Source organism: Bradyrhizobium sp. SZCCHNRI1009 (genome assembly GCF_032487575.1).
In the GTDB taxonomy this organism is placed as follows: domain Bacteria; phylum Pseudomonadota; class Alphaproteobacteria; order Rhizobiales; family Xanthobacteraceae; genus Bradyrhizobium.
Genome location: NZ_JAUEUL010000002.1, coordinates 331339 through 351312, shown reverse-complemented (window position 1 = coordinate 351312; position 19974 = coordinate 331339). Strand labels below are relative to the sequence as shown.

Here is a 19974-nt window from a genome sequence, read left to right as displayed (position 1 = left end):
GCTACGACATCGCGCGAGAGCTCAGCCCGACGCGGTACCGACGCGGCTGAAAAAGGCGTTCAGCTCCTCGGCCAGAACGGCAGGCTGCTCTTCCGGGATGTAGTGGCCGCACGAAGATATGGTGATGCCCTCGACGTGATCAGCGACCTCCCTGAGCGGCGCGGCCATGTCCACGATCGATCCCTGGTCGGCGTCGACGGCCAGCACCGGCGGCTTCAGCTTGCCCCGGGCTTTCAGCTCGCGATTCTGGAGCGCGGACAGTGCGGCGGCACGATAATAGGCGAGCCCGGCGCGCAAGCCGCCGGCCTTGGTCAGCACCCGGGCGTATTCGTCGAGATCGCTTTCGGAGAAGGCTTGGGGATTGGCACCTTTCCGCCGCAGGAACCAGGCGAGATAGTCGCGTTCGCGACCGTGGATCAGCATCTCCGGGAGATCCGCGACGGCGTGGAACGCGAAGTGCCAGGTGCGCCACGCGCGGTCGGGCGTGAACGGCAGCGCCTCCGGCAAGGTGACGCCGGGAATTCCCGCGTCGAGCAGGGCCAGGCTGCGCACCTCGGCTTCGAACAAGGCCGCATAGGGATAGGCCACCCACGCGCCGATATCGTGCCCCACCAGATGATAACTGGTGAGGCCGAGTTGCTGCAGCAGGCGATGCACCGCCGTCGCCAGGGCCTGCGTGTCGTAGCCGTCGGCCGGCCGGTCCGAGTCACCCTGCCCTGGGACATCGACGGCAATGACCCGATACCGCGACCCGAGCAGCGGCATGACCTTGCGCCAGGCAAACCAGCTTTCGGGAAAGCCGGCGAGCAGCACCACGACATCGCCAGCCGGCGGGCCACCGCTGACATAGTGCAGCCGGACGCCGTCGACGGTTTCGAAGCGATGGGTGAATCCCGGCAGCGACGGCTCGGCGCGACTGAACGGCTCCGCCGCGACCAGCCGCGGTGGAGTTTTGGCAGGGATGGCGTTCATCAACTCGGGCATTGATCACTCTCCTATTTTAGAACAAACGTTTCCTATTTCGGCACGACATCATGCGAGCAACGCCGCGGCCTGATTTGCGACGCTCATCATCTCGCTCCTTGCACGCCCCGTCTTGCCAACCACCCGCAGCCCTTGGATCACGCAGAAGAGCGCGCCCGCGACGGCTTCCGGGTCGAGCGCCGGCCGGATCGATCCGTCGGCCTGTCCCAACTTGATCAGGTCGCGCAACAAGGTCTCAACCCGGCGCAACGCCCCCCGGACCTTGGCGGCAGCCTCCGCATCCAAGGTAGCGAGTTCGGTCGCGCTGGTGACGACGAGGCAGCCGCGCCGGCCTTCGCTGTCGCTGGCGGATTCCGCGTAGAACTGCAGCAAGGCCTTGAGCTTGTCGCATCCGCTGTGGTGTGGATCGAGGCAGTCGCGAAGCTGCCGGTCGCGGCGCGCGATGTAGTGATCGAGCGTCGCCAGAAAGATCGCGTGCTTGTCCGCGAAGGCCTTGTAGAGGCTTCCGGTGGTGAGCTTCATGGCAGCGCGCAATTCGGCCAGCGACGCGCCGTGGTAGCCGCGCTCGCTGAAGACCACCAGGGCCCTGTTCAGTGCAGTGTCCATATCGAACTCGCGCGGCCGACCGGGGCCGCGGCGCTCGGATGAATTCGTTCGTGACCGCGTCATTCCTTCTTTTAGGAAACATTCGTTTCCAAATCAAGAGCACGACGGGACTCTCCGGCGCAGCGGTCAGTCTCCAAGTTGAAAGCGCTGGAACCGGTGCAACTCGTCCTCGATCTGCCGCTTCAGCGCCTTGCGCGGCTCGCCACGCGCGGCCTTGCCCTGGCCGACCCAGCTCCATTTCTGCATCAGGAGCTTGCCGTTCTGGCGGTCGGTCTTGAGGTCGAGCGCGGCGACGATCTCGTCGCCGACCAGGACGGGCAGCGCGAAATAGCCGAACAGGCGCTTGTCCTTCGGGACATAGGCCTCGAAGCGATGATCGTAGTCGAAGATCGCCTGCGTCCGCTTGCGCTGGATGATCAGCGGATCGAACGGCGACAGGATGTGCACGCGCGCCGGATCGATTTCAACCGGCTCGTCCAACGCTGCTGGCGTCGCCCAGTGCTCCTGCTTGCCGGCGCCCTCCAGCGCCACCGGCACAAGCGTGCCGCGCCTGACCCTGGCATCGATCACCCGGCGCACCGCGGCCTTGCTGGGGGCATTGAGATGGCAGAGCGAATCGAGGCTGACGACGCCTTGCGCGCGCAGGCCGCGGTCGAGCAGATAGGCTGCGATCTCGCGATCGTTGGCGCCCTTCGGCAGCCGTTCCCAGCCGAAATGCCGGGTGGTGAGGTCGTAGGTCTTGAGCATGCCGTCGCGGCCCGACACCGTCAGCACGCCCTCGTAGAAGCCGAGCTGCAGCGCGCGCTTCGACGGCTTGCGACTGGCCCAGGCGTGGTCCTTCTCGCGCAGCACGTCGTCGTCGATGTCGCGGATCGTCAGCGCGCCGCCTTGGCGGATCAGCCGCATGACCTTGCGCGTATCCTCCGGCTTCACGGTGGTGAGCCAGCGATGGCCCTCGCGGCGGTGGCGGCGCATCGCCGGAACGAAGTAGCGGAAGTCCTGCACCGGAATATAGGACAGCGCGTGGGTCCAATATTCGAACACGGTCTTGTCCGCGCTCTGCGCCTGCCTGAGATCGGCGCGGCGATAGGCGGGAATGCGGCTGAACAGGATGTGGTGGTGGCAGCGCTCGATGACGTTGATGGTGTCGATCTGCACATAGCCGAGATGGGCGATGGCGGCGGCAACGGCCTCGGGGCCCGCGCCGAACGGCGCCTCGGCATCGAGCCGCTGCGCGCGCAGCCAGATGCGGCGCGCCTGCGGCTTGGAGAGCGGGATGGGCGTGGAAACGGCGGGCATGCCGCGCAATGGTGCGAGATTCGCCCCCGCTCCCGCAACGGCGAATCAGGCCGACGGGAACCCCTTGCGGAACCTCAAGGCTTGGACTTGTCCGGAATGCTGCCGGTGGCGATCTCGGCCTTGCAGCTGGCGCGGCCGGGATCGGGCGCACGGCATTTGTAGATGCGGCCGGTCAGGCGGTCGACCAGCCAGGCCGTATCCTCGGAGGGACTTTCCAGGCCGACATAGCGGTTGCCGACGGCCGTGAACAGCGTCGACAGCAGGATCGATGCGGCAATGATCCCTGCTCCAATCAGCGTCGACATGGAACCGGATGATCCCGCCTGATCCTGGCTGCTCGCCCGATGGGACTGATAGTCGCGCCTGTGCGATGGGTTGAACACGGCTCTGCTTTTCTGTTCGCGTTTCTTGACTACGAATCCACTCGCCGTTCGCGTCCCTCAGGTTTGCGATTTTTTCCCGGCGAGCGCTATCCGGTAGAACCGCATCTGGCCGATTTGTTGTTCGCGGACCGGCCAGCTGCCGATCGCTTTGCGGCAGCGCGCGGCGCGTCCCGCGGACCGCTCGCTTCGCCCCTCGAGGGCCGCCCGGCCCGACAACGTGACGTCGATCACATTGGACGCTTTGAACCCGTTCTATCGTTCACGCATCCAATGGCCATAGGGCATGACGACCCGAGGATAACGACGATGACCCCATATTTTGGACGTTTTGCAGTTCAGGCGGCGGCGTTCTCCGCGATGCTGGCGATCGGCGCAGGCACCGCTCTCGCCGGCGAGGCCGTGTCGGCCGACAAGATCCTCAACGCGCTGAAGCCGAAGGCCGTGACGCGCGGCATCTCGATCGGACCGCAGGCGAACCCGCAGGCCGACACGGCGACGCAGGCGAAGCAAGCGGCCTTCATCGACAGCATGCGCAACCGCAAGACCCGCTCGCTGTCGCTCGGCGAGCGCGAACAGATCGCCGAGATCGCGGCGACCAAGCCCAAGATCGATCTCGAGATCCAGTTCGACTACAATTCGGCCGACATCAGCAAGGCCTCGATGCCGGCCGTGCAGGAGCTTGGCAAGGCGCTGTCCGATCCGAACCTGAAGGGCTCGACCTTCGTGGTCGCCGGCCATACCGACGGCATCGGCAGCGACGGCTTCAACCAGGATCTCTCGGAGCGCCGCGCCGACACCATCAAGCGCTATCTGGTCGAGAAGTTCGCCCTCCCCGGCCAGGACCTCGTCACGGTCGGCTACGGCAAGACCAAGCTCAAGGACGCGGCCAACCCGGCCGATCCGCTCAACCGGCGGGTCCAGGTCGTCAACATGGACACCAAAACCGCGGCGAAGTGAGCGCTCCGCCGCGCATCGCCCCGCCTGCTTACGGTCCCTGGCGGGCGGGGCGCTTTTTGTCCGCGTTCAGATCCAGCTCTGGAACAGCATCAGCCGGGTGAAGGTCTGCATCGTCGTGCCGATGAAGGCGGCGCTGATCGGCAGCATCGCGACGAAGCCCAGGATCGCGACGGCGACATAGCTCACCAGCACCCAGCGCGGCCAGCGTCGCAGCGCATGGACGAGCGCGAGGCTCGCCAGCGTCGCCGACGGCAGGTAGTAGTAGATGAAGCTTAGCGCGCGCGGCAGCAGCGCCCAGGGCAGATAGCAGCCGAGATAGAACGCCAGGATCAGGAACGCCGTCGCGCTGCGCGTCGCGATGAAATCCCGGGCGCAGATCGCGAGCGCGGCCAGCGCCGGCCACAGCACCAGCGGATTGCCGAGCAGCACCACCGCGGCGATGTCGGTGTCACCATTCTTGTCGAACAGGAACCAGACCGGACGGACCAGCAGCGGCCAGGTCGGCCACGCGCTCATATAGGTGTGGCCGGCGATCGCCGTGGTGACGCTGTCGGCGAAGATGCGCCGCTGCGCCTCGAAGATGCCCATGACGGACAGGCCGTGCAGCGGGACGAAGGTCGCGAGATAGCAGACAGTAGGCATCGCGACGAGGCACAGCACGATCTGCAGCCAGCTCAGTTGCGGCCATTGCTCGGGCCGATACCAGTCGGTCGGCTCGCCATCGCCGAACGAGGTCTGCCAATGCTGCAACAGCTTGATGAGACCGACGATGAGAAGCGCCGTCAAGAGCGGAAACAGCCCGCTCCATTTGCAGGCGATCGCAAGGCCGAACAGCGCCCCCGCCAGCGCGAACACGACCTGCGGCCGGCGCTGCCTGAACGAAAACAGGAACGCCGCGATCCCGAGCAGGCTGAAGGCGAGCGCGCCGATGTCGAGCATCGCGATGCGCGCCTGGACGAACAGCATCTGGTTGAAGGCCGCGAGCAGCGCCGCCGCGATGGCGGGCCATTGCGCCGCGAACAGCGCCAGGCCGCACAGATAGATCGCGGCGACGGCGAGCCCGCCGAGCACGGTACCGGGATAGCGCCATGCAAAGGCATTGTCGCCGAACGTCCTGATCGACAGCGCGATCAGCTCCTTGGCGAGCGGCGGATGCATCGGGTTGAGCTGCGGCGTCGCCGGCCCCAGTCCCAGCATCTGCCGCGCCGCCGGCACGTAATGCACCTCGTCGAAGACGAATTTCGGCGGCGAGGCGAGCCCGATCATCAGCACGACGTGCGCGATCGCGAAGATCAGCAACGCCGTCATCACGCCGCGGCGGACCGACAGAGCGCCATCCTGCGCAACCTCGCCGTCATCTTCGTCGTCATCCCGGCGAGCAGCAGATACCTTCATGGGCCTCCGCGTTGAACTGATCCCACGGTGACGGCAACTAACCACCGAACGGTCATCGAGGCAAACTTGTGCCCATTTTACAACAACCCCGCGCGCCGTCTTCGGCTAGATTGAGCAGGGAACGACCTTCGGTGTGGATATGAGCCTGCGTCGCCGAACCTGTGTTGCTGCGATCTCGGCCGCCGCCCTGCTGGGCGTCGCGGGCGGCGCGAGCGCCGACGGCCGCATCGGCGAAGCCGTGCTGGTGCAGAAGGACGTGCTGCGCGTTGCAGGCGCGTCGAGCAGCCCGATCAATGTCGGCGACGGCGTCGTACGCAACGAGACCGTGCGCACCGGCAATGACAGCGCCGCGCGGCTCGTCATGATCGACAGCACCAATCTCTCGCTCGGCGCCAACGCCACCCTGACGCTCGACCGCACCGTGTTCAACGACGAGACCAGCTATCGCGACATCGCGATCCGGCTCGGCACCGGCGCGTTCCGCTTCGTCACCGGCCATTCCGAGAAGACCGCCTACAAGATCAACACGCCGCTCGCGACCATCGGCGTGCGCGGCACCATCCTCGACATCCGCTCGCAGCGCGGCCAGACCATGGTCGTGCTGCAGGAAGGCGCGTCGCGGGTCTGCACCCTCACCTTCCAATGCCTCGAGCTGACCCAGCCCGGCGACACGGCCATCATCACCGCAACCGGCAACGGCAGGAGCACGATCAAGAAGACCAGCAATCCGTCCTGGAGCTTTGCGGCGAGCTGCGCGTCGACATCGGGCCTCTGCACGGTCACCGATCTCGCCAGCAATGCGCCGCCGCAGGACTTCACCGGCATCCTGTGCGGGCGATGACGATGAGGACGCGACGCGGTCAGCTTGCTCTCCTGATGACGGCCATCGCCGGCGGGCTGCTCGCGCTCGCCCTGCACGCCGCGCCGGCCGCCGCGCAGAGCAATTGCGGGGTGGACAACTTCGCGGCGGCGCCGTGCCCGACCCCGTCGCCGTCTCCGACCTCCTCGCCCACCGCGACGCCGACGCCGTCGGCCACGCCGACATCGACCGCCAGTCCGACGCCGACGCCCTCGCCCTCGAGCACGCCGACCCCGTCGCCGTCGCCCACCGGCGCGGGAAACAGCGCCAACGCGATCAACAGCCTCGCCGACCAGCGCTTTAACCAGATGATCACCAACCGCGTGCTCGGGCTGGTGCTGCTCGGCGTCAATGAGCAGGTCAACTGCAGCGACTGCGTCAGCGCGTTCGGCTCGGCCGGCTCGTTCTCGGCGGGCATCCATGGCCGCAAGCAGCTCACCAGCAATCTGGCGCTGCTCGCCGGCCTCGCCTACACGCACTACGACGAGAACGGCTATCACGTGACGTCTGCGCCGATCGGCGCCTTTGCGCTGCGCTACGACTTCGCCGATTGGGGCTCGTCGCGGCCGTTCTTCGACGTCGGCACGATCCTGACGCCCTATGAGCGCGTGCGCTACGGCCGCAGCTATGCGACGAGCCTCGGCAACGTCACGGTGGACGGCACCACCACGGCATCGAACTACGCGGTCTATGGCCGCGCCGGCTGGATCAGCCGGTTCTCGCCGCGCGACGAGCTCGCGGCCTCGGTCGAGCTGTGGCAATTGTGGCAGCACGTCGCCGGCTATCGCGATCCCACGGTGGCCTTCAACCCGTTCGACGCGACGATCGCCGGCGGCACCGACCGCACCAGCCTGGTCAAGGTCGGCGGCCAGTGGACCCACCTGTTCGGCACGAGCATCGAGGCCAACATCAATGGCGGCTACGTCCAGTCGTTCGCGACCAGCTCCGGCATCGTCGCCACCGTCACCGGCAACGGCACGGTGACGCCGACCATGGGCAACCAGGGCTGGTTCGAATATGGCGGCCGGCTCGGGTTCCGCCTGCCGCAGGGCTGGATCGCCGACCTGTTCGTCAACGGCACGCTCGGCCCGCAGCCGGTCGGCAACACCATCCACGGCGGCATCGGCCTGCGCGTCCATTATTAGCGGCTGCTGGCGCCGGGCGGGCGCACCACCTCGCTCCTTCAACATTTCATGATCGGTCTGCGCCAGGGTCGCCTTGACCCGCGCACGGCCGCTGTCATATTGAATGATGATCATCATTCAAAAGCAACGGCTCGCCAGGGCGCACGGAGATCCGATGGACGTTTCCACCCAGGCGACCGGCGAGGCCCGGCGTAGCGGCACGGCAGCTCCGGAGGCGCCAGCGCCGCTTGTCACGCCGGCCCCGGCTCCGTCGCGCGCCAAGGCCGCGTCGGCCCGCACGGCATTGCTCTCCGGCCCGGTGCTGCCGGCGCTGTTCCGCTTGGCGTTGCCGACGATGACGGTGCTGGTGGCGCAGACCGCGGTCAACGTCGCCGAGGCCTACTACGTCGGCTTCCTCGGCACCGATGCGCTGGCCGGCGTCGCGCTGGTGTTCCCGATCTTCATGCTGATGACGATGATGTCCAATGGCGGCATCGGCAGCGGCGTCTCCTCGGCGGTGGCGCGCGCCGTCGGCGCCGGGCACAACGCCGATGCCGATGCCATCGCGTTCCATGCGATCGTGCTGGCGGTGATCGCCGGCGGCCTGTTCACGCTCGCGACCGCCCTGCTCGGCCCGGCCCTGTACCATGCGCTCGGCGGACGCGCAGGCGCGCTGGAGGCGGCGCTGCGCTACTCCAACTATCTGTTCGCCGGCGCCATCCCGGTGTGGATCGTCAACCTGCAGGCGGCGGCGCTGCGCGGCGCCGGCAATGTGCGCGTGCCGGCGCTGGTCACCCTGGTCGGCGCGCTGGTCATGATCCCCGCCTCGCCGCTGCTGATCTTCGGCCTCGGCCCGCTGCCGGGGCTCGGCATCGCCGGCGCGGGCATCGCCTTCGGCCTGTATTACTGCGGCGCCATGCTGGTGCTGGTGCGCTATATGGCCTCCGGCCGCTCCAGCCTGCATGTGCGCGTTGCGCCGCTGCAGGCCCGGCTGTTCGCCGACATCCTGAGGGTCGGACTGCCGACCGCGCTGAACGCGGTCATGGTCAATCTCACCGTCATCCTGGTGACCGCGCTCGCCGGCCGCTTCGGCACCTCCGAGCTCGCCGCCTACGGCATCGCCTCGCGGCTCGACTACATCATGATCCCGATCCTGTTCGGACTGTGCACGGCCACCCTGACCATGGTCGGCATCAATGTCGGCGCCGGACAGCGCGGCCGTGCGCGCCGCATCGCCTGGATCAGCGCCCTGGCGGGCGCCGCGCTGGTCGGGACCATCGGCGTGATCGTGGCGCTGCATCCGCCGCTCTGGCTCGGCCTGTTCAGCCGCGACGCCGAGGTTGTGCGCGAGGGCGCGACCTATCTGCGCACCGTAGCGCCGGCCTACGCCGCGCTCGGCTTCGGCTTCGTGCTGGCTTTTGCCGGCCAAGGCGCGGGGCACGTGCTGTGGCCGTTCGTCGGCTCCGCCCTGCGCGTGCTGATCGCGGCGGGCGGCGGCTATGCCGCCATCGTCATGCTCGGCGGCGGCATGGCCTCGCTCGCCGCGATGGTCACGCTGTCGCTCGTCGCCTACGCACTCGTTTGCAGCCTCGTTCTCTCGCCCCGGATCTGGCGCTCGCGCGCTTAGCGGACACTAACCGGCAAGAGCAATTCAAACGACCTGCAACTCACAAGCGGCCACCGCCGAATACAAGCAATTCGCGCGGCTACTACCAGTGAGTGGTGCGAACAAGCACCTCTCGATGATCCGGCAAATACACTGATAACCTTCGGCTTCCGCAACGACGTCGCAGGGTTCCTTTACGGAACCGGATTCAGCATGCGGTAATGTCTGGCCGCCACTTCCTTGCAGCACGGGCTCGCATCCGCCGGCGTCGAGCCTCGGACAGCCATCAGCAGGAAGCGTTGCACATGACCGTATCGATTTCGTCGAAGACACTTCGCGATCTGGCATGGAGATTTGGCCGCGCGAAGGACGGCCAGATCAGCATGATCTTCGCCATCACCATCATCCCCATCCTGGTGTCGGTCGGCGCCGCCGTCGATTTCGCCAAGTCCAGCGACACCAAGGCGCAACTCCAGAAGTCGGTCGATGCCGCGGTCCTCGCCGGCGTGACCCAGGCCAGCGCGCAGCAGGTCTCGACCGCGAGCGCGGTGTTCTCGGGCAGCTTCAAGGGCCGGTTCGGCACCGGCACGTCGGCGACCTTCACGGCCAACGGCGACGGCTCGCTGTCGGGCACCGCGACGACCACGGTGAAGACCTCGTTCCTCAATGTCATGGGCACGACGTCGCTCGGCGTGACGGCGTCCGCTACGGCGAAAGCCGGTGCGCAGGCCAGGTCGCCGGTCTGCATCCTGCTGGTCAGCACCATCAACGCGCAATCGTTGCTGGTGAATTCCGGCGCCCAGCTCAATGCGCCGAGCTGCGAGGTTCACGTGCTGTCGACGCAGAGCCCGGCGGCGATGTTCAACGCCACGCTCAACGTCAAGCGCATCTGCATCAAGGGCACCAACATCACCAAGAACGGCGGCGTCACCCCGCCGGCCGAGACCGGCTGCGCCGCGATCGCCGATCCCTTCGCCGGCAAGCTGCCCGTCGTCACGGTGGGCGCGTGCACCACCAACAACAAAGTCTATGATCCCGGCTCGGTCACGCTCAGCCCCGGCGTGTATTGCGGCGCGACCAATTTCAACGGCTCCGGCACGCTGACGCTCAATCCCGGCCTTTACATCATCAAGGGCGGCGCGATGACCTTCAATTCGGGGTGGACGGTGACGGGCAGCGGCGTCACCTTCTACCTCGTCGACCAGAACGCGACGCTCACCTTCAACGGCAACGTCAATGCGACGCTGTCGGCGCCGACCAGCGGCACCTACGCCAACATCCTGATGTACGAGCCGTCAGGCCTGTCGACGACGAACCTGCCGATCAACGGCACCAGCAGCTCGTCCTACACCGGCCTGATGTACCTGCCGAGCCGCAACGTCACCATCAACTCGGTCTCGACCATGAGCAGCAACAGCGTCACGATGGTGTTCAACACGCTGATCCTCAACCAGACCAACTGGGCGATCGCGCCCGGCGCGCTGTCGATGTCGGCGACCAGCGGCCAGGCCGGCACGGCGTTTTTGTCGAAGTAGCTTGCTGCATATGAGGCACGCTCCAGCCGCAATGACGGTGCGCCCCCTCTCCCCGTTCTTCACGGGGAGAGGGGTGGGGTGAGCGGCAGCCGCACGAGCGGTTTGAGTCGATAGCCTCCACCCGTCTCACCTGAATCACAGAGGTTCGGATCACATCACGAACGTCCTCACGCCAAGAAAGAACGGACCTAACAACTAAGACTTCTTGTGTGGCTGCCCCTCACCCCGACCCTCTCCCCGTAAGAACGGGGAGAAGGAGCGCACCAGTCGTTGATCTTGCAGCGTTGTTCTTGCAGCGTCGCTCCTGCAACATCGCTCAAGCGGATCGGTGTCCCGACGGTTCTAAAGCACACCGCTGAACCTGCTCTGCTCCTTGAGGCCGACGCCTGCCCCGCGCGTCCACCGCCCGCGGCAAGACCCCACGTCATCACGCCTCTCACACCTTTGTCACCACTCTCCCTTGACACCCAGCGCGACTTGAGATGATGTTATGTTATAACATAACGATTGAGGCCGCATGCCCGTTCGCCGGCACCGACCCCTTCCCCTGAAGAGGCTGTTCGATCTCGATGCGCAAACTCCCCGTCACGGTCTTGTCCGGCTTCCTCGGGGCTGGGAAGACCACTTTGCTGAACCACGTCCTGAACAACCGCCAGGGTCTGAAGGTGGCGGTGATCGTCAACGACATGAGCGAGGTGAACATCGATGCGGACCTCGTTCGCGATGGCGGTGCCAATCTGTCACGGACGGATGAGCAACTGGTCGAGATGACCAATGGCTGCATCTGCTGCACCCTGCGCGACGACCTGCTGAAGGAAGTCCGCACGCTGGCCGAGAGCAGTCGTTTCGACTATCTCGTGATCGAGGCCACCGGCATTTCAGAGCCGCTGCCGGTGGCGGCGACCTTCGACTTCCGCGACGAGCATGGCATGAGCCTGTCGGATGTCGCGCGCCTCGACACGATGGTGATGGTGGTCGACGCGGTCAACCTGCTCAAGGACTATTCGTCGTCCGACTTCCTGACTGACCGCGGCGACCAGTTCGACGGCGACCGGCGCGCGCTGGTCGATCTGCTGGTCGAGCAGATCGAGTTCGCCGACGTGATCGTGCTCAACAAGGTCGACGATGCCAGCAGCGATCAGCGCGACGCCGCGCGCAAGATCATTCGCGCGCTCAATCCGGACGCCGACATCATCGAGACCAACCAGGGCCGTGTGCCACTGGAGCGCGTGCTTGCGACCGGGCGCTTCGACTTCGACCGCGCCCAGCAGCACCCGCTCTGGTACAGCGAGCTCTACGGCTTCGCCGACCATGCGCCGGAGACCGAGGCCTATGGCGTGACGAGCTTCGTCTACCGCGCCCGACGGCCGTTCATTCCGGCTCGCTTCGACCGGTTCCTGCGCGAATCCTGGCCGGGCGTGATCCGCGCCAAGGGCCATTTCTGGCTGGCGACCCGGCCGCAATGGCTCGGAGAGATCAGCCAGGCCGGCGCCATCGTCCGCACCAGCGCGCTCGGCTTCTGGTGGGCTGCGGTGCCGCAGAAATTGTGGCCCGAGGACCTCGACTGGCGCACGCGCATGCTCGGGCGCTGGGACGAGGTCTATGGCGACCGCCGCCAGGAGATCGTGTTCATCGGCAGCAACATGGATGAGGCGGGCCTGAGCGCGCGGCTCGACGCCTGCCTGCTGCCGGGGAAGCCTGCGATGGATGTCGCCGCATGGGCGCGGCTGTCGGATCCGTTTCCGGTCTGGCGCCGCGCCGACGAGGCGGCCTGATCGGCATTCATCCGAACTGCGGCTCGAGACAACGAACCGCGAGACACACGCGCGACAGTCGCCCCTGCTTCGCGTGTGAGAGGGAGGGCGGTATAGCCACTCCCTGCCCGGCGGAGCCGTCGCGAGACGGCTCCGCCATTTCCTTGATGGCTACGGCTTCGACTCGGCGGGATCGCGGTGCACCGGATCGATCCACAGCACCGTCTCCGGCTTCTCGACCGGCTCTATGTCGATGTTGATCGCGACCGCCTCGCCGTCGCTGCGCACCAGCACGCATTCCAGCACTTCGTCCGGGCTGGCGTTGATCTCCTGGTGCGGCACATAGGGCGGCACGAAGATGAAGTCGCCGGGGCCGGCCTCCGCGGTGAATTGCAGCCGATCGCCCCAGCGCATCCGCGCCTTGCCCTTGACGACGTAGATCACGCTTTCGAGATGGCCGTGATGATGCGCGCCGGTCTTGGCGTCCGGCCGGATCGTGACGGTGCCGGCCCACAATTTCTGCGCGCCGACGCGCGCGAAGTTGATCGCGGCCTTGCGGTCCATGCCCGGTGTCGACGGCACGTTGCCATCGAGCTGATGACCCGGAATGACGCGGACGCCGTCGTGCTTCCAGCGCTCGTCGCCGTGATCGTGGGAATGGCCGTGCGCGTGATCGTGAGAGCCTGACATGATTTTCTTCTCGGGATTTCGTCGGTTCGAGGGAACCGACAGTTCTTAGCCGAAATACCGCAACGAAGCTATTCGCAGTTCCGCGCGAACCTTTCTGCATTGGGTGCGTTGGGTCGGTGGAGTTCACACGAACAACGGAGGACGAAATCATGGGTGCCACCACCGACAAGATCAAGGGCGTCGCCAACGAGGCGATCGGCAAGGCCAAGCAGGGCATCGGCGAAGCCACCGGCAACGACCGTCTGCAGGGCGAAGGCGCGATCCAGGAAGTGAAGGGCAAGGGCCAGCAGGCGCTGGGCGATGCCAAGCAGGCGACCAAGGACGCGGTGAACACCGCCGCCGGCGCTGCGAACAAGAACCTCTGAGCAGGATCGGCGCGGTCGCTGAGGTCGCGCGATGACGATCTCCAGAAACTAACAAGACCGGCCCCTCGCGGGCCGGTCTTCGCGCCGTTGTTAGTTGACGACGAATAGCAACTATCGGCGTCCCAACCGGCGCCTATGAATGCGCCCTCTCCCCTTGTGGGAGAGGGCATGCAGGACAGTCCCCACAAGCTTCGTCGGGTGAGGGGTATCTCTCCCCGAGCATCGCTCGCCGAAGGATACCCCTCACCCTATAGCGTTCGCGGATGGGCCGGTGATGTCCTCTCCCACCCTGGCGAAGCTTCCGCTTCGCCTTGGGGGAGAGGACGCTGTATCGCACAGCACGCTTGCTGACCGAACCGCCCTCACTCTCCCAGACCTACTTCACGCCCAGCAGCTCGACGTCGAACATCAAGGTCGCGTTCGGCGGGATCACGCCGCCGGCACCGCGTGCGCCATAGCCGAGCTCGGGCGGAATGATCAGCGTGCGCTTGCCGCCGACCTTCATGGTGGCGACGCCCTCGTCCCAGCCGGCGATCACGCGCTTCATGCCGATCGGGAATTCGAACGGCTCGTTGCGATCCACAGACGAGTCGAATTTCTTGCCCTTCTGGCCGTTCTCATAGAGCCAGCCCGTATAATGCATCACGCAGGTCTGACCGCGCGTCGGCGTCGCGCCGGTGCCTTCCTTGGTGTCGATGATCTGCAGTCCGGAGGGAGTGGTCATGGTCTTTCCTGTCGGTTGGGCGGAACTGGTCTGTGCCGAGACCGCGCGGGAGCCCAGCACGCCACCGGCCGCGGCCGATGCCGCCATCATCAGCGCAACTCTTCTGTTCATCGGACGCCGCATGCTCCAGACCGCCTCTGCTCGTTCACGGGAGCCGCGGTTTAGCCCAAGCGGGAGCGGCTGACCAGCCCGGCATCTGCTTCCGAAAAAAATAATCCTATTGCCAATAATCGGAAATCATGATTATCTCCGCGCATCCCGCCTCACCGCAGAGGGGCGTAGCGCGCGATCGTCACGACACGCGAGGCGGGGTGCGATGGCCGCGAGAGATCGCAGCATTCTCTTCGACGAGGATGCGGACGAACGATATCTTGCGGACGTGAAGTCGCAGCGTCCTGACACCCCGACGCTGGTGTCACCCGCGCGATGCGCAAGCATCGTCGCGGCATGGTGGCCAACAAGCCCGGCGCACCAGGGAGACTGCGTATAAGCGTGAAGACCGTCGCGCAGGGAATGCCGGAGTGTTCGGCTTTGCCTGTGGTACCTGCCGCCTGCATTTTTTTCGCAGGCGGGCCATGGGTGAGGCCTTCACCCGGCATTCCCTGCGCCCTCTGCATGATTGCGAGGGACGACCAAGTGCAGACCTCGGGCGAGTCTCGCCGCGAGATCACGTCCTCATGTCTTCAACTCGATGGCTGTTTGAATTGTAAATCCGCCAAACCCACCGCTGTCGTCCCGGACAAGCCGTGACGCGCGCCAGCGCGTCGCGGCTCCGATCCGGGACCCTTGCGCCGCAGCAGACGTGATGGGCAAAAAGCCAATTGCCAGCCTGCCTCAAACCGCTCCCTGGGGGCATGGGTCCCGGCTCAACGCCGGGACGACAGCGGAATGTGTGGACACGACTGGGCCCAAGCGCAGTGATGGTGAGATAGTCCGCGAGAACGCGCCCGCCTCAATATCCCAGCGCGCAGCCGTCCTTGCGCGGGTCGGAGCCGCCGGTGAGCGTGCCCTTGTCCCAGTCGATCCAGATCGCCTGGCCGCCGCCGAGCGGCGACACCACCTTGGTGGTCTTGTGGCCGATCTTCTGCAAGCCTTCGACGACATCGGCCGGCACGCCGTCCTCGAGCTGATAGACGCCCTCGTAATGCAGGCCGCGCGCCATATCGATCGCTTCCTGCACGTCGCAGCCATAATCGAGGATGTTGGTCAGCACGTGGGTCTGGCCGACCGGCTGATACTGGCCGCCCATCACGCCGAACGACATCTGGGCGCGGCCGGCCTTGGTGGCGAGCGCCGGGATGATGGTGTGCAGCGGACGCTTGCCCGGACCGATGCAGTTCGGATGACCGGGCTGGATGCGGAAGCCGCCGGCGCGGTTCTGCAGCAGCACGCCGGTCTCGTTGGAGACGATGGCCGAGCCGAACGAATGCGCGATCGAGTTGATGAAGGAGCAGACGTTGCGGTCGCGGTCGACGACGGTGATGTAGACCGTCTCCGGATTCATCGGCGGCGCAACGTTCGGCAGATCGAGCAGCTTGTCGAGGCTGATCTGCGAGATGTACTCGTCGGCGAACTCCTTGGCGAGGATGCTCGCGACCTCGGTGGTCATGTGCGCGGGATCGCCGATATGCTGCTCGCGCATCATGTAGGCGATGCGCGCGGCCTCGGCCTCGAGGTGGAAGCGCTCGACGCTGAGCGGATCGATCCGCGTGAGGTCGAAGCGGGAAAGAATGTTGAGCATCACCAGCATCGTGATGCCCGGGCCGTTCGGCGGGCACTGCCAGACGTCGTGATCCTTGTAGGTGGTGCCGATCGGCGAGGTCACCTCGGTCTGGTGATTGGCGAAGTCCTCCAGGGTGTGCAGGCCGCCGATGCCGCGCAGCGTCTGCACCATGTCCTCGGCGACCGCGCCGGTGTAGAAGCCCTTCGCCCCCTCCTTGGCGATCACGCGCAGCGTCTGCGCCAGCTCCGGCTGGCGGATCACGTCGCCGACCGCCGCCGCCTTGCCGCGCGGCAGGAAGTAGCGCGCGGTGTTGGTGCCGTTCTTGAGCTTCTCGAACTGGTTGTTCCAGTCGAAGGCCACCCGCGGCGCCACCACATAGCCGTCCTCGGCGGCGCGGATCGCCGGCTGCAGCAGCCGGTCGAGGCCGAGCCGGCCATGGTCGTGCAGGATGCGCGCCCAGGCATCGATGGCACCGGGCACGGAGACGGCGTGGGCGGAGGTCAGCGGCACCGAATGGATCTTGCGCTCGAGGTACCAGTCCACGGTCGCGGCGGCAGGCGCCCGGCCCGAGCCGTTATAGGCCATGATCCGGCCCTCGCCCCTGGGCTGGACCAGGGCGAAGCAGTCGCCGCCGATACCGGTCGATTGCGGCTCGATCACTCCGAGCAGGGCGCAGGCTGCCACCGCCGCATCGGCCGCGGTGCCGCCGGCCCGCAGCACCTCGATCCCGGCCAGCGCCGCCTGCGGGTGCGATGTCGCGATCATTCCGTTCTGGGCGTGGACCGTCGACCTGCCGGGGAAATGGAAGCTTCTCATCGTTGCTCGCTGCGTGATCGTGTGGTGGTTGGAATACCAGTGCTGGCCGGCTACATCGCACATTCCTTCCGGGCTCGGCAATGCCCGGGGATACCAGCTTTTCTATGGTCAGCTCTGCTGGTAAACGGCCGCATGCCCCTCGCCGTCGCCGCCTTCTATCAGTTCGTCGCCCTGCCGGATTTTCGCGACCTGCGTGCGCCGCTCCACGCCTTTTGCGCCGAACGCGGCGTCAAGGGCAGCGTCCTGCTGGCCGAGGAGGGCATCAACGGCACCGTGGCCGGGACCGAGCCGGCAATTGCCGCCCTCGTCGGCGAGTTTCGCGACGGAATGCTGTTCGCCGGCCGGCTGGACAATCTGGAGCTGAAATACTCGCGCGCCACCGCCATGCCGTTCCGGCGCCTCAAGGTGCGGCTGAAGCGGGAGATCGTGACGCTCGGCGATCCCGCCGCCGATCCGACCCGCCAGGTCGGGACCTATGTCAGTCCCGCCGATTGGAACGCGCTGATCGCAGCGCCCGATACCGTCGTGCTCGACACCCGCAATGCGTTCGAGGTGGCGATGGGCACGTTCGAGGGCGCAATCGATCCGGGCCTGCAGAGCTTCGGGCAGTTCAAGGATTTTGCCGCACGCGCGCTCGATCCTGCCAGGCACAAGCGGATCGCGATGTTCTGCACCGGCGGCATCCGCTGCGAGAAGGCGAGCGCGCTGCTGCTGGCGCGCGGCTTTTCCGAGGTCTACCACCTCAAGGGGGGCATCCTGAAATATCTCGAGGAGACCCCGGAATCCGAGAGCCGCTGGCGCGGCGGCTGTTTCGTGTTCGACGAACGGGTGGCGCTCGGTCACGGGCTGCGGGAGCACAGCGAGGCCACGATCAAGGCCGTTCCGGAGGGCGCACGCGATGAACAGCTCTGAGCAATCCAACGCGCAGCTCGGCGAGCGGATCGACACGCTGGAGATGCGCCTGACGTTTCAGGACGACACGATCGAGACGCTGAACCAGACCATCACCGCGCAGTGGCGCGAGATCGATGCGCTGAAGCGACAGGTCGCCCTGCTGGTGGAGCGGCTCGAGGAGGCGCAAGGCAATACCGAGGGGCCGCGCAATGAGCCGCCGCCGCACTACTGAGCAGGCGGCGATCTCACGCCGGGACGGTCGCCGGCGCCTTGCCGGCGGGCAGGTCGACCACCTCGCCGGCCATGATCAGGCGGTCGCGGCCGGCGTCCTTCGCGGCATAGAGCGCGCGGTCGGCCGCCTCGATCAGCGAGGCCGGGCCGGCGGAGCGTTCGAAGCCCGGCCGGCACACCGCACCGCCGATGCTCGCGGTGACGATTCCCGCCGGGTTGTGATCGTGGACGATGCGGGCCTCGTGCAGTGCCCGCCTGATCCGCTCGCCGAGCCTGGCGCAGCCCCCGGCATCGGTGTTCGGCAGCAGGATGGCGAACTCCTCGCCGCCGTAGCGGGCTGCCAGATCCGAGCTGCGCTGCGCCTCGTCGGCGAGAATGCCGGCCACGGTGTGCAGGCACTCGTCGCCGGCCGGATGGCCATAGGCGTCGTTGAAGGCCTTGAAGTGGTCGATGTCGATCATCAGCAGCGCCAGCGAGGTCTTGTCGCGGTAGGCCCTGCCCCACTCCTCCAGCAGCCGCTCGTCGAACCGGCGGCGGTTGGCGAGCCCGGTGAGGCCGTCCTCGATGGCCAGTGTCTCGAGCCGGCCCTGCAGCGTCTTCTGCTGGGTCACGTCGCGGGTGACCGCGACGAAGCCGTCGAGCGCACCATCCGGCTGACGGGTGGCGCGGATCGTGGCCTCGACCCAGATCTCCGACTTGTCGCGGCGGCGCATGCGATAGGTGGCACGGGCTTCGTCGACGGCCCCTCGCCTGAGCTGATCGAGGATCTCCTGCAACTGCGGGCGATCGAGCGGATGCACGCCGGAGAGCGCGCGCTTGCCCAGGAGCTGCGACGGATGCCAGCCCAGCACGCGCATGGTCGAGGGCGAAACGTAGCCGATGCATTCGTCCAGCTCGATCCGCGTCACGATGTCGCTGGAGCCTTCGGCGAGCAGCCGGAAGTTTTCTTCCTTGGCGGCCAGCGCCGCGGCGAGCTGCTGGCGCTGCAGCAACTGCTTCGCGAGGAAGATGCCGATCGCAATGACGAGCGCAACCAGACAGACCAGCACCGTGAGCCGAATGAGCGCATCACGCTTCCATTCGGCCAGGACCTCCGCCTCCGTGCGCGTCACCAGAATGAGGAACGGATAGCGCTGCGCGTGCTGATAGAACCCGATGCGGTCGGACGTTTCGCCGAGCCGCCGGAAATGCAACGGTCCCGATGCGGGATGATAGGGAATCGATTCAAGGACGGGGCGCCCGACCGCCTGCGGGTCTGGCCCGACATTGTCGGCGAGGACGGCTCCGTCCCGGCTCATCAGGCTGATCGTGCCCTGACGACCGACGGCAAACTGACGGTAGAACTGAGCAAAATAGGCAACGTCGATGGTTGCCAGCACGACGCCGCCGAACCGGCCATCCGCGTGATTCCAGCGCCGCGACAGGGTGATGACCCACTGGCCGCCAGCCCTGCTCTGCACCGGGCGACCGATCAGCAGCGAACGATCGGCGGAAACCCTGTGGTGCGCGAAGTAGTCGCGATCGGCATTGTTGTAGTTGGTGAGCGTGACGTCCTCGGTGGTCGCGAGCCAGTCGCCGTTTTCGCCATACGCGAAGATGCCGCGGATGCGCCCGAGATTGCGCTTCCTCGCCTTCAGGATCGTCTGCAGTCGGGTGATCGCGCCGGGCTTGCCGTCATCGGTTTCCAGCGCCGCGACGACGCCGCGCAACAGCGAATCCGCAAGCTCGAATGTGTCCTCGACGTGCTGGGTGAGCGAATGAGCGAGATTGCCGAGATCGGTTTCGGCATTTCGCACCTCCGCCTGGCGGGAGGTCCATTCGCCCCAGATGCTGAAAGCGAGAATGGCGACCGACACGAGCGCAAGCACGCCAGCCGCCCACATGGGCAGGCGGCCTCGATCAACTCTGGTCGCACCAACGTCCATTCCGCGGGACTCTCCGGACGCGCCGAGGTTCCCATGGACATCTTATTTAACTCTGAAATGCGGCTGCTCCGAAGGTGTCCTCAGCGGCCCGTAAGACTACGGCT

At 66.4% G+C, this 19974-nt stretch carries 19 protein-coding genes; 9 read left to right on the top strand and 10 right to left on the bottom strand.

Annotated features, from left to right (window positions below; genetic code table 11):
• Positions 1 to 21: 21 nt before the first annotated feature.
• The 5 genes from QX010_RS05165 to QX010_RS05145 form a co-directional block, all read right to left on the bottom strand.
• Positions 22 to 984 (bottom strand): alpha/beta hydrolase, encoded by a 963-nt coding sequence (locus tag QX010_RS05165; RefSeq protein ID WP_316178048.1) that lies wholly within the window; start codon positions 982 to 984, stop codon positions 22 to 24.
• Positions 985 to 1032: 48 nt separating this feature from the next.
• Complete coding sequence (locus QX010_RS05160; RefSeq protein ID WP_316178046.1) at positions 1033 to 1590, bottom strand: TetR/AcrR family transcriptional regulator; 558 nt, start codon at positions 1588 to 1590, stop codon at positions 1033 to 1035.
• 126 nt (positions 1591 to 1716) lie between these two features.
• A complete protein-coding gene (locus tag QX010_RS05155) occupies positions 1717 to 2889 on the bottom strand; it encodes a winged helix-turn-helix domain-containing protein (RefSeq protein WP_316178044.1) in 1173 nt (390 codons plus the stop codon).
• A gap of 74 nt (positions 2890 to 2963) precedes the next feature.
• Positions 2964 to 3194, bottom strand: a complete 231-nt coding sequence (locus tag QX010_RS05150) for a hypothetical protein (protein WP_315802718.1) — start codon at positions 3192 to 3194, stop codon at positions 2964 to 2966.
• Between the two features lie 135 nt (positions 3195 to 3329).
• Complete coding sequence (locus tag QX010_RS05145) at positions 3330 to 3503, bottom strand: hypothetical protein (RefSeq protein WP_316178042.1); 174 nt, start codon at positions 3501 to 3503, stop codon at positions 3330 to 3332.
• A gap of 75 nt (positions 3504 to 3578) precedes the next feature.
• Between QX010_RS05145 and QX010_RS05140 the strand changes: the two genes are divergently transcribed.
• The gene (locus QX010_RS05140; RefSeq protein ID WP_316178041.1) at positions 3579 to 4229 is read left to right on the top strand and encodes an OmpA family protein; all 651 of its coding nucleotides are present in this window, start codon (positions 3579 to 3581) and stop codon (positions 4227 to 4229) included.
• A 66-nt stretch (positions 4230 to 4295) separates the two neighbouring features.
• Here QX010_RS05140 and QX010_RS05135 read toward each other — a convergent pair whose 3' ends face one another.
• Positions 4296 to 5624, bottom strand: coding sequence for a phospholipid carrier-dependent glycosyltransferase (locus QX010_RS05135; protein ID WP_316178040.1), 1329 nt, complete (start codon positions 5622 to 5624; stop codon positions 4296 to 4298).
• Between the two features lie 139 nt (positions 5625 to 5763).
• Between QX010_RS05135 and QX010_RS05130 the strand changes: the two genes are divergently transcribed.
• From QX010_RS05130 to zigA, 5 genes are all read left to right on the top strand, one after another.
• Positions 5764 to 6465 carry a FecR domain-containing protein gene (locus tag QX010_RS05130; RefSeq protein WP_315802715.1) on the top strand — a complete coding sequence of 234 codons (702 nt, stop codon included), beginning with the start codon at positions 5764 to 5766 and terminating at the stop codon, positions 6463 to 6465.
• Positions 6462 to 7628 carry a hypothetical protein gene (locus QX010_RS05125; protein WP_316178037.1) on the top strand — a complete coding sequence of 389 codons (1167 nt, stop codon included), beginning with the start codon at positions 6462 to 6464 and terminating at the stop codon, positions 7626 to 7628. Before QX010_RS05130 ends, QX010_RS05125 begins: the two co-directional genes overlap by 4 nt.
• A gap of 154 nt (positions 7629 to 7782) precedes the next feature.
• On the top strand, positions 7783 to 9234 hold the full coding sequence (locus QX010_RS05120; protein WP_316178035.1) for an MATE family efflux transporter: 1452 nt from the start codon (positions 7783 to 7785) through the stop codon (positions 9232 to 9234).
• Positions 9235 to 9518: 284 nt separating this feature from the next.
• A complete protein-coding gene (locus QX010_RS05115) occupies positions 9519 to 10748 on the top strand; it encodes a TadE/TadG family type IV pilus assembly protein (RefSeq protein WP_316178033.1) in 1230 nt (409 codons plus the stop codon).
• Positions 10749 to 11317: 569 nt separating this feature from the next.
• Complete coding sequence (gene zigA, locus QX010_RS05110; RefSeq protein WP_316178030.1) at positions 11318 to 12523, top strand: zinc metallochaperone GTPase ZigA; 1206 nt, start codon at positions 11318 to 11320, stop codon at positions 12521 to 12523.
• A gap of 150 nt (positions 12524 to 12673) precedes the next feature.
• Here zigA and QX010_RS05105 read toward each other — a convergent pair whose 3' ends face one another.
• On the bottom strand, positions 12674 to 13192 hold the full coding sequence (locus QX010_RS05105; protein WP_315802710.1) for a cupin domain-containing protein: 519 nt from the start codon (positions 13190 to 13192) through the stop codon (positions 12674 to 12676).
• 149 nt (positions 13193 to 13341) lie between these two features.
• Here QX010_RS05105 and QX010_RS05100 point away from each other — a divergent pair, with 149 nt between their 5' ends.
• Positions 13342 to 13557, top strand: coding sequence for a CsbD family protein (locus QX010_RS05100; protein WP_316178028.1), 216 nt, complete (start codon positions 13342 to 13344; stop codon positions 13555 to 13557).
• A gap of 376 nt (positions 13558 to 13933) precedes the next feature.
• On the opposite strand, the gene QX010_RS05095 is transcribed toward QX010_RS05100, so the two are convergent.
• Together QX010_RS05095 and ggt are read right to left on the bottom strand one after the other, a co-directional pair.
• Complete coding sequence (locus tag QX010_RS05095; protein WP_316178026.1) at positions 13934 to 14392, bottom strand: FKBP-type peptidyl-prolyl cis-trans isomerase; 459 nt, start codon at positions 14390 to 14392, stop codon at positions 13934 to 13936.
• Between the two features lie 841 nt (positions 14393 to 15233).
• Entirely contained in the window at positions 15234 to 16820 is a 1587-nt protein-coding gene (ggt, locus tag QX010_RS05090; protein WP_315805858.1) for a gamma-glutamyltransferase, read from the bottom strand.
• Positions 16821 to 16952: 132 nt separating this feature from the next.
• Between ggt and QX010_RS05085 the strand changes: the two genes are divergently transcribed.
• Positions 16953 to 17732 (top strand): rhodanese-related sulfurtransferase, encoded by a 780-nt coding sequence (locus tag QX010_RS05085; protein ID WP_316178024.1) that lies wholly within the window; start codon positions 16953 to 16955, stop codon positions 17730 to 17732.
• Positions 17719 to 17946: a SlyX family protein gene (locus QX010_RS05080; RefSeq protein WP_315805856.1), complete on the top strand. Its 228-nt coding sequence runs from the start codon at positions 17719 to 17721 to the stop codon at positions 17944 to 17946. The genes QX010_RS05085 and QX010_RS05080 overlap by 14 nt, the downstream gene beginning before the upstream one ends.
• A gap of 13 nt (positions 17947 to 17959) precedes the next feature.
• On the opposite strand, the gene QX010_RS05075 is transcribed toward QX010_RS05080, so the two are convergent.
• Entirely contained in the window at positions 17960 to 19870 is a 1911-nt protein-coding gene (locus QX010_RS05075) for a diguanylate cyclase (protein WP_316178022.1), read from the bottom strand.
• Positions 19871 to 19974 lie beyond the last annotated feature (104 nt).

Excerpts from the sequence above, each read along its gene's own strand:
- QX010_RS05160 (WP_316178046.1), bottom strand. The coding sequence starts at position 1,590 with ATGGACACTGCACTGAACAGGGCCCTGGTGGTCTTCAGCGAGCGCGGC.
- ggt (WP_315805858.1), bottom strand. The coding sequence starts at position 16,820 with ATGAGAAGCTTCCATTTCCCCGGCAGGTCGACGGTCCACGCCCAGAAC.
- QX010_RS05115 (WP_316178033.1), top strand. The coding sequence starts at position 9,519 with ATGACCGTATCGATTTCGTCGAAGACACTTCGCGATCTGGCATGGAGA.
- QX010_RS05165 (WP_316178048.1), bottom strand. The coding sequence starts at position 984 with ATGCCCGAGTTGATGAACGCCATCCCTGCCAAAACTCCACCGCGGCTG.
- QX010_RS05150 (WP_315802718.1), bottom strand. The coding sequence starts at position 3,194 with ATGTCGACGCTGATTGGAGCAGGGATCATTGCCGCATCGATCCTGCTG.
- QX010_RS05105 (WP_315802710.1), bottom strand. The coding sequence starts at position 13,192 with ATGTCAGGCTCTCACGATCACGCGCACGGCCATTCCCACGATCACGGC.
- zigA (WP_316178030.1), top strand. The coding sequence starts at position 11,318 with ATGCGCAAACTCCCCGTCACGGTCTTGTCCGGCTTCCTCGGGGCTGGG.
- QX010_RS05080 (WP_315805856.1), top strand. The coding sequence starts at position 17,719 with ATGAACAGCTCTGAGCAATCCAACGCGCAGCTCGGCGAGCGGATCGAC.
- QX010_RS05095 (WP_316178026.1), bottom strand. The coding sequence starts at position 14,392 with ATGAACAGAAGAGTTGCGCTGATGATGGCGGCATCGGCCGCGGCCGGT.
- QX010_RS05100 (WP_316178028.1), top strand. The coding sequence starts at position 13,342 with ATGGGTGCCACCACCGACAAGATCAAGGGCGTCGCCAACGAGGCGATC.
- QX010_RS05140 (WP_316178041.1), top strand. The coding sequence starts at position 3,579 with ATGACCCCATATTTTGGACGTTTTGCAGTTCAGGCGGCGGCGTTCTCC.
- QX010_RS05135 (WP_316178040.1), bottom strand. The coding sequence starts at position 5,624 with ATGAAGGTATCTGCTGCTCGCCGGGATGACGACGAAGATGACGGCGAG.
- QX010_RS05075 (WP_316178022.1), bottom strand. The coding sequence starts at position 19,870 with ATGGACGTTGGTGCGACCAGAGTTGATCGAGGCCGCCTGCCCATGTGG.
- QX010_RS05130 (WP_315802715.1), top strand. The coding sequence starts at position 5,764 with ATGAGCCTGCGTCGCCGAACCTGTGTTGCTGCGATCTCGGCCGCCGCC.
- QX010_RS05120 (WP_316178035.1), top strand. The coding sequence starts at position 7,783 with ATGGACGTTTCCACCCAGGCGACCGGCGAGGCCCGGCGTAGCGGCACG.
- QX010_RS05125 (WP_316178037.1), top strand. The coding sequence starts at position 6,462 with ATGACGATGAGGACGCGACGCGGTCAGCTTGCTCTCCTGATGACGGCC.
- QX010_RS05155 (WP_316178044.1), bottom strand. The coding sequence starts at position 2,889 with ATGCCCGCCGTTTCCACGCCCATCCCGCTCTCCAAGCCGCAGGCGCGC.
- QX010_RS05085 (WP_316178024.1), top strand. The coding sequence starts at position 16,953 with ATGCCCCTCGCCGTCGCCGCCTTCTATCAGTTCGTCGCCCTGCCGGAT.